Source organism: Stenotrophomonas sp. PS02297 (genome assembly GCF_029959705.1).
GTDB lineage: Bacteria > Pseudomonadota > Gammaproteobacteria > Xanthomonadales > Xanthomonadaceae > Stenotrophomonas > Stenotrophomonas nitritireducens.
The window spans coordinates 1-6,821 of record NZ_JASCOS010000154.1 but is presented as its reverse complement, the minus strand read 5'-3'; the positions used below and the strand labels follow the sequence as shown (position 1 = coordinate 6,821).

Sequence of the window (6,821 nt, the reverse complement as noted above, 5' to 3'; positions counted from 1 at the left end):
GCGCGGGCCTGGCCGCACTGTCCGGCCCGCGCCACGGCGGCGCCACCGCACGCGCGCATGCCCTGCTGCTCGACGCGGAGGCCAGCGGCGCGCCGGCCGCCTTCATCGCCGAACGCTGGCGCCGCGGCGACGAGCTGCCCGGCTTCAACCACCTGCTCTACCCCGACGGCGACCCGCGCGGCACCGAAATGCTGCGCCAGCTGCGCGGGCTGTGCGGCGACCAGCCGCGCATGCGCCACGTCGAGGCGGTGCTGGCCGCCACCGCCGAACACAGCGGCCAGCATCCGAACATCGACGGCCTGCTCGCGGCGATCTGCTACGTGCACGACCTGCCCGGAACGCATGCGCTGGTGATGTTCGCCGCCGCGCGCCTGACCGGCTGGCTGGCACATGCGCTGGAGCAACAGGCGCTGGGCACGCTGATCCGCCCCCGCGCGCGCTACACGGGGCTGGCGCCGGGAGGATGAGCTGGCGGCCAGGCATGCATCCCGCTCATGCCTGCCGCAGCTTATTCGCGTTGGTTGCGATGCGCCGGCCTGCCTATGCTGCGGCATCCGTAGTCGACAGGCAGATGACAGTGATGCGCCGACACCCCTTCCCGCCCTGCCGCCTTGCGGGCTCCATCCTCGGCCTCGCCCTGCTCGCCGCCTGCCAGCCCGCGCCACGCGGCGCGCCCGTGACCGCGGCGGCCTCTCCGACCGCCGCCACGCCGGCTGCGACCGCAGACCGGGACATTCCCGCCTGCGCCGCCAGCGACAGCGCCATGGAAGGCTGGAACGAGCGCGCGCCGCCGCGCCGCATCTTCGGCAACACGTGGTACGTGGGCACCTGCGGCCTGACCGCGCTGCTGGTCACCTCCGACGCGGGCCACGTCCTCATCGACGGCGCCACCGCGCCCGCCGGCCCGTTGATCGAAGCCAACATCCGGGCCCTGGGCTTCGATCCCCGCGATGTGAAATATCTGCTCAACTCGCACGAGCACTACGACCATGCAGCGGGCCTGGCCTATCTGCAGGGCGCGACCGGCGCACCGCTGCTGGCACGCGCACCGGCCGTCGGCACACTGCATACCGGCATCAGCGACCGCAGCGATCCGCAACAGCTGGAATTCAAGGAAGGCTTTCCCGCCGTGCCGGTCGTACAAACCATCGACGATGGCGACACCGTGCGGGTCGGCACCCTGGCCCTCACGGCGCACGCGACGCCCGGCCACACCGCCGGCGGCACCAGCTGGACCTGGCGTTCCTGCGAAGGCACACGCTGCCTGGACATGGCCTACACCGACAGCGTGAGCGCCCTCTCGGACAGGCAGTACCGCTACAGCGAGCATCCTGCGATGATGGCGGCCTTCCGCCGCGGCCTGGACACCATCGCCGCCCTGCCCTGCGACATCCATCTCACCCCGCACCCGCTGGCCAGCGATCTTTTCGCGCGCCTGCAGGGCACGGCCGGCAAACCGCTGGTCGACGCCGGAGCGTGCAGGCGGTATGCCCAAAGCGGGCGCGCCAATCTGGAGAAAAGGCTGAGCGATGAAGCCAGCGGCCTGAAACCGTGAAGCCGGACCTGCTGCCTGATGGCGGCAGGATGACGGGCCGCGACCGGGGCTTTGCCGCCGGATGATCCACCGGCAAGGCCCGTGCGGGGCACGCCCCGCATCTACGGGTGACGCTGCGCCCAGCGCTGGACGATGGCCGCGATCGCCTGCACGCCATCGGTCAGGGCCGCCGGCCCCGGCTGCAGGATCAGCGGCGACTTGATTTCGTGCAGTTCGCCGTCGCGCACCGCCGGTATCGCCTCCCAGCCCGGCCGCGCGGCCACGCGCTCGGGACGGAATTTCTTGCCGCACCACGAGCCGATGATGATGTCCGGGGCGCGCGCGATCACCGGGTCGCCATCGGCGAGGATGCGCGCCTTGGCCAGCGGCTCGCGCGACAGTTCGGGGAACACGTCGATGCCGCCGGCGATCTCCACCAGCTCGGCGCCCCACTGGATGCCGGTGATGATCGGCTCGTCCCACTCTTCCACGTACACGCGCGGCCGCCGCGGCAGGCGCGCGGCCTGCGCGGCGATGGCGTCCAGCCCGCGCTGCAGCTCGTCGGCATAGGCATCGGCGCGCGCCGCAACGCCGACCAGCGCGCCGAGCCGGCGGATGTAATCGAGGATGCCGGCGACGCTGCGGTGGTTGGCGATCCACACCTCCACGCCGCGGCGGATCAGCTCGGCAGCGATGTCGGCCTGGATGTCGGAAAAGCCGATCGCCAGGTCGGGCTTGAGCTTGAGGATCTCCTCCACCTTGGCGCTGGTGAAGGCGCTGACCTTGGGCTTGTCGCGACGCGCCTGCGGCGGGCGCACGGTGAAGCCGCTGATGCCGACGATGCGGTCCTGCTCGCCCAGCGCGTACAGGGTCTCGGTCGGCTCCTCGGTGAGGCAGACGATGCGGCGCGGCCCGCTCATGGCGCAGCGAACTCCACCGCATCGACGAACACCGCCGGACTGTTCCACGGATGATACGCGGCAATGCCGTCGTCGAGCAGGCGCTGCAGCCGCTCGCTGGCGCCCGGCATCTCGCGCGGGATGCAGAACTCCAGCCGCACCGTGGGCTCGCTCACCAGCTCGCGGGCCTGCCCGACGGCGCTGGCGGTGCCGGGCAGCGCGCGGAACTGCTCACGCCCCGGGGCCGACTCCCACATGCCATGCGCGTAGCCGCCGGCCGCCAGGTCGTCCACCGCGAGGATGCCGCGCTTGAGCGCCTCCAGCCGCGCCGGCGGCACGAACACGGTGATGCGGTAGACCGGATGCAGGCGCAGCGTGCTCACGGATACAGCAGCCGCTTGCTCCAGGTGCCGGCGGCGTCGGCCTCGTAGCACCAGCGTTCGTGCAGGCGGAAGGTCGCGCCGTACCAGAACTCGATGCGCTGCGGCACCACGCGGATGCCGCTCCAGCCGTCCGGGCGCGGCACGTCGCGGCCTTCGAAGCGCGCCTCGAAATTGCGCAGGCGCTCCTCGAATTCCTCGCGCGAGCCCAGCGTCTGCGACTGCACCGAGGCCCAGGCGCCGATCTGGCTCATGCGCGGGCGCGAAGCGAAATAGGCATCGGCCTCGGCCGCGGACACCAGTTGCGCGTCGCCATCGATCCGCACCTGGATGCCGGCCCCGCGCAGGCTGCGCCACAGCAGCAGCAGCGCCGCCTGGCGGTTGGCATGCAGTTCGCGGCCCTTGCGGCTGTCCAGGTGGGTGTAGAACACGAAGCCGCGCTCATCGAAGGACTTGAGCAGCACGGTGCGCGCCGAGGGCCGGCCATCGACATCGGCCGTGGCCACGGTCATCGCACTGGGCTCGATTTCATTGCTGGCCTTGGCCTCCTCGAACAACTCGGCGAAGGTCGAAAGCGCTTCTGCGTACAGATCGGTCATGGCTCCACTTCGGACAGCACGGGTTTGGGCTATTGTGGCGCCATGTCGTCCGTTCCGCACCGCTTCTCCGCACGCCGCTTCCCGCCGGCGCTCGCCGCGCAGGCACTGGACGAAGCGCTCGCCACCGGCCAGCCCGTGCCGGTCCTTGCGATCAGCGGCCTGCAGGGCAGCGGCAAGTCCACGCTCGCCGCGCAGGTGGTGGAACTGGCGCGCACCCGCGGCCTGCGCGCGGCGGCGCTGTCGATCGACGACGTCTACCTGACCCGCGCGCAGCGCCAGCGCCTGGCCGACCGCATCCACCCGCTGCTGGCCACGCGCGGCCCGCCGGGCACGCATGACCTGCCGCTGGCGTTGGCCACGCTGGACGCCGCGCGTTCCGGACAGGCGTTCGCGCTGCCGCGCTTCGACAAGCTCGCCGACGAACGCGTGCCCGAAGCGCAATGGGAGCGGATCGACGGGCTGGACCTGCTGGTGTTCGAGGGCTGGTTCCTCGGCACGCCGGCCGAAACCGACGACGCCCTGCGCGAACCCCTGAACGCGCTGGAGCGCGACGCCGACCCGGAAGGCACCTGGCGGCGCTGGTGCAACCAGGCGCTGGCCGACCACTATCCCGCGCTGTGGCGGCATTTCGACCGGCTGTGGTTCCTGCAGCCACCGGGTTTCTCGGTAGTGCCGCACTGGCGCTGGCAGCAGGAACAGGGGCTACAGCAGGCCGCGCCGGGGCGCACCGGCATGAACCGCGCGCAGGTCGAGCGTTTCGTGCAGTTCTACGAGCGGGTCAGCCGGCAGGCGCTGCGCTGCCTGCCGGACATCGCCGACCGCATCGTCGTGCTGGATGCGCAGCGCCGGGTGTCGTAGAGCGGGGCAGCGCCCCGCTGTGGCTTTACCGTCAGGATTTCTGCGGGGCGTTGCCCCGCGCTACTGGACCAGGAACGTCACCCGCAGGTTGACCCGCCATTCGGTGATGTTGCCGTCACCATCGGTGACCACCTTGGTCTCGTTGATCCAGGCGCCCTGGATGCCCTTGACCGTCTCGGCCACCTTCTTCAGCCCGCTGCGCACCGCGTCCTCGACGCTGGCGCTGGACGACGCGCTGACTTCGATGATTTTCGCCACTGCCATGTCCGCCTCCGTTGGTTGCACCACGAACCACTCGTGGCCGGGCCGAGCTTGGCTGCTACCGTGTTAACGCACCGACACGAGGTGCTAGCATCGGCCCGCAATGAATCCCGCCCCCAACGTCATCCTGGTCGGCCCCATGGGCGCCGGCAAAACCTGCATCGGCCGCCGCCTGGCCGAACGTTTCGGGCTGGAGTTCGTCGATGCCGACCAGGCCATCGTCGACGACGTCGGCTCGGCGATACCGGCCATCTTCGAGAACGTCGGCGAGGCCGGCTTCCGCGCACACGAGAAGCGCGTGCTGGCCAGGCTGCTGGAAGGCAGCGGGCAGTTGGTCTCCACCGGCGGCGGCGCGGTGCTGGATGCCGACAACCGCCACCGGATCCGGCAGCGCGGCTTCGTGGTGTGGCTGCGCGTGGGCGTGGACGCGCAGCTGCAGCGCCTGCAGCGCGACAAGAGCCGACCGCTGCTGCAGCGCGAGGACCGCGAACAGGCCCTGCACGACATGGCGGCGCTGCGCGACCCGCTGTACCGCGAGGTCGCCGACCTGATCGTCGACACCGATCCTTATTCCCCCGCCGAGGCCACCGCGCAGCTGGTGGTGCGCCTGGCCGCGCAATGGCAGAACCCGGACTTTCCCGCATGAGCACCGCTCCCCGCACCGTCGCCGTCGGCGGCGGCTCGCCCTACCTGATCCATATCGGTCCCGGCCTGCTTGGCGACGGCGGCCTGCTGGCCGGCGCCCTCCGCGGCCGCCACGCGCTGCTGGTCAGCGACGACACGGTGGCGCCGCTGTACCTGGACGGCGTGCGCGCCGCCCTGCTGGCCGCGCGCCCGGAACTGAAGATCGGCCAGCACGTGATTCCCGCTGGCGAGGCCTCCAAGACCCTGCACCATTTCGGCGGCGTGATCGACGCACTGGCCGCACTCGGCGCCACCCGCGACGCCTGCGTGCTCGCGCTCGGCGGCGGCGTGGTCGGCGACCTGGCCGGCTTCGCCGCGGCCTGCTGGATGCGCGGCGTGGACTGCGTGCAGCTGCCTACCACCCTGCTGTCGATGGTGGACTCCTCGGTCGGCGGCAAGACCGCGGTGGACATCGCCCAGGGCAAGAACCTGGTCGGCGCGTTCCATCCGCCGCGCGCGGTGGTCGCCGACACCGGCGCGCTGCGCACCCTGCCCGCGCGCGAACTGCGCGCCGGCCTGGCCGAGGTGATCAAGTACGGCTGCATCCGCGATCCGCTGTTCTTCCAGTGGCTACAGGCCGAACGCGGCGCGTTGCTGGCCGGCGACGACGCCGCGCTGGCGCATGCCATCGCCCGCAGCTGCGAGCACAAGGCCGAGATCGTCGCGCGCGACCCGCTGGAAAAGGGCGAACGCGCCCTGCTCAACCTCGGCCACACTTTCGGCCATGCCATCGAGACCGCCCAGGGCTATGGCGCGCCGGGCAACGACAACCTCAACCACGGCGAGGCGGTGGCGGTGGGCATGGTGCTGGCGGCGCGGCTGTCGGCGGCGCTGGGCATGAGCGATGCCGCCGATACCGATACCCTGCGCGACCTGCTTCTGGCCTACGGCCTGCCGGTGGCGATCCCAGCCGGACTGGACCCCGAGGCCCTGCTCGCGCACATGCGCCTGGACAAGAAGAACATCGCCGGGCGCCTGCGCCTGGTGCTGTGGCGCGGCATCGGCAAGGCCGAGGTGGTGCCGGACGTGGACGAAGCGGCGGTGCTGGCGGTGCTGCGCGACAACGCTTGACCGGCCCGCATGAAACTCCCGATCCGTACCAGCATCATCGTCAATGGCAACGAATGGGATTTCGGCCGCCGCATCATGGACGCGGCGCTGATCGACGGCGTGGTGGTGGTAACCCTGGTACCGGAAAGCGGCCTGCCCACGATCATCGCCCACGACCTGGAACGGCGCGTGCTGTGGCGGGACATCGACCTGCCGCACTTCCCCGGCCAGGACGGCCCGTCGCTGACCGCCTACTCGATCGCCCTGGAGCAGCCCCTGTCCTTCTACATCGACGCCGGCTACCTGCTCGAAGTGGACCTGCGCAGCGGGCAGCGGCTGGATACCCGCTTCGTCAAATAGGGGCAGGCCAGCGCTGCGCGCTGCATACCGCGGGCCCCGTCTCTCGCTTGCCACACCCCGCGCCTTGACTCGCCGCTGGCGGCTCGCCCTTCGGGCCGGCTTCGCCGTTCGCGCTTCGCGCGCTGGCGCGCCCCCTGACTCAGGGGGAACACGCCAGCGCTTCGCGCTGCCGCCCCACGGTCTGCGCTGCAGACCG

Annotated in this window: 10 protein-coding genes; 6 read left to right on the top strand and 4 right to left on the bottom strand. The window is 71.3% G+C overall.

The genetic code is table 11. The annotated features are described in order from the left end of the window. A partial coding sequence (locus QMX80_RS17635; protein ID WP_282278476.1) for a citrate/2-methylcitrate synthase occupies positions 1 to 467 on the top strand: 467 nt, incomplete at its 5' end. A 104-nt stretch (positions 468 to 571) separates the two neighbouring features. Further along, entirely contained in the window at positions 572 to 1,555 is a 984-nt protein-coding gene (bla, locus tag QMX80_RS17630) for a subclass B3 metallo-beta-lactamase (protein WP_282278475.1), read from the top strand. A 101-nt stretch (positions 1,556 to 1,656) separates the two neighbouring features. Here the strand turns inward: bla and QMX80_RS17625 are convergent, their stop codons facing one another. From QMX80_RS17625 to pdxH, 3 genes are read right to left on the bottom strand one after another with little or no spacing between them, the layout of a single operon-like run. Then, a complete protein-coding gene (locus QMX80_RS17625) occupies positions 1,657 to 2,454 on the bottom strand; it encodes a cobalamin-binding protein (protein WP_282278474.1) in 798 nt (265 codons plus the stop codon). Beyond that, complete coding sequence (locus QMX80_RS17620; RefSeq protein WP_282278473.1) at positions 2,451 to 2,816, bottom strand: hypothetical protein; 366 nt, start codon at positions 2,814 to 2,816, stop codon at positions 2,451 to 2,453. The genes QMX80_RS17625 and QMX80_RS17620 overlap by 4 nt, the downstream gene beginning before the upstream one ends. After that, positions 2,813 to 3,412, bottom strand: coding sequence for a pyridoxamine 5'-phosphate oxidase (gene pdxH / locus QMX80_RS17615; protein ID WP_273085179.1), 600 nt, complete (start codon positions 3,410 to 3,412; stop codon positions 2,813 to 2,815). Before pdxH ends, QMX80_RS17620 begins: the two co-directional genes overlap by 4 nt. Positions 3,413 to 3,454: 42 nt before the next feature. On the opposite strand from pdxH, the gene QMX80_RS17610 reads away from it, so the two are divergent. Continuing rightward, a complete protein-coding gene (locus QMX80_RS17610; protein ID WP_282278469.1) occupies positions 3,455 to 4,270 on the top strand; it encodes a kinase in 816 nt (271 codons plus the stop codon). A 60-nt stretch (positions 4,271 to 4,330) separates the two neighbouring features. Here QMX80_RS17610 and QMX80_RS17605 read toward each other — a convergent pair whose 3' ends face one another. Beyond that, complete coding sequence (locus QMX80_RS17605) at positions 4,331 to 4,534, bottom strand: dodecin domain-containing protein (protein ID WP_054667057.1); 204 nt, start codon at positions 4,532 to 4,534, stop codon at positions 4,331 to 4,333. Between the two features lie 100 nt (positions 4,535 to 4,634). Between QMX80_RS17605 and QMX80_RS17600 the strand changes: the two genes are divergently transcribed. The 3 genes from QMX80_RS17600 to QMX80_RS17590 are packed head-to-tail and all read left to right on the top strand — an operon-like array spanning position 4,635 to position 6,625. Then, on the top strand, positions 4,635 to 5,177 hold the full coding sequence (locus QMX80_RS17600; RefSeq protein ID WP_282278466.1) for a shikimate kinase: 543 nt from the start codon (positions 4,635 to 4,637) through the stop codon (positions 5,175 to 5,177). Beyond that, positions 5,174 to 6,286, top strand: a complete 1,113-nt coding sequence (gene aroB / locus QMX80_RS17595; RefSeq protein ID WP_282278465.1) for a 3-dehydroquinate synthase — start codon at positions 5,174 to 5,176, stop codon at positions 6,284 to 6,286. Before QMX80_RS17600 ends, aroB begins: the two co-directional genes overlap by 4 nt. Before the next feature lie 9 nt (positions 6,287 to 6,295). Then, a complete protein-coding gene (locus QMX80_RS17590; protein WP_282278464.1) occupies positions 6,296 to 6,625 on the top strand; it encodes a hypothetical protein in 330 nt (109 codons plus the stop codon). Positions 6,626 to 6,821 lie beyond the last annotated feature (196 nt).

Coding starts and splice junctions, on each gene's coding strand:
- QMX80_RS17610 (WP_282278469.1), top strand. CDS start 3,455: ATGTCGTCCGTTCCGCACCGCTTCTCCGCACGCCGCTTCCCGCCGGCG.
- QMX80_RS17605 (WP_054667057.1), bottom strand. CDS start 4,534: ATGGCAGTGGCGAAAATCATCGAAGTCAGCGCGTCGTCCAGCGCCAGC.
- bla (WP_282278475.1), top strand. CDS start 572: ATGACAGTGATGCGCCGACACCCCTTCCCGCCCTGCCGCCTTGCGGGC.
- QMX80_RS17590 (WP_282278464.1), top strand. CDS start 6,296: ATGAAACTCCCGATCCGTACCAGCATCATCGTCAATGGCAACGAATGG.
- QMX80_RS17625 (WP_282278474.1), bottom strand. CDS start 2,454: ATGAGCGGGCCGCGCCGCATCGTCTGCCTCACCGAGGAGCCGACCGAG.
- pdxH (WP_273085179.1), bottom strand. CDS start 3,412: ATGACCGATCTGTACGCAGAAGCGCTTTCGACCTTCGCCGAGTTGTTC.
- aroB (WP_282278465.1), top strand. CDS start 5,174: ATGAGCACCGCTCCCCGCACCGTCGCCGTCGGCGGCGGCTCGCCCTAC.
- QMX80_RS17600 (WP_282278466.1), top strand. CDS start 4,635: ATGAATCCCGCCCCCAACGTCATCCTGGTCGGCCCCATGGGCGCCGGC.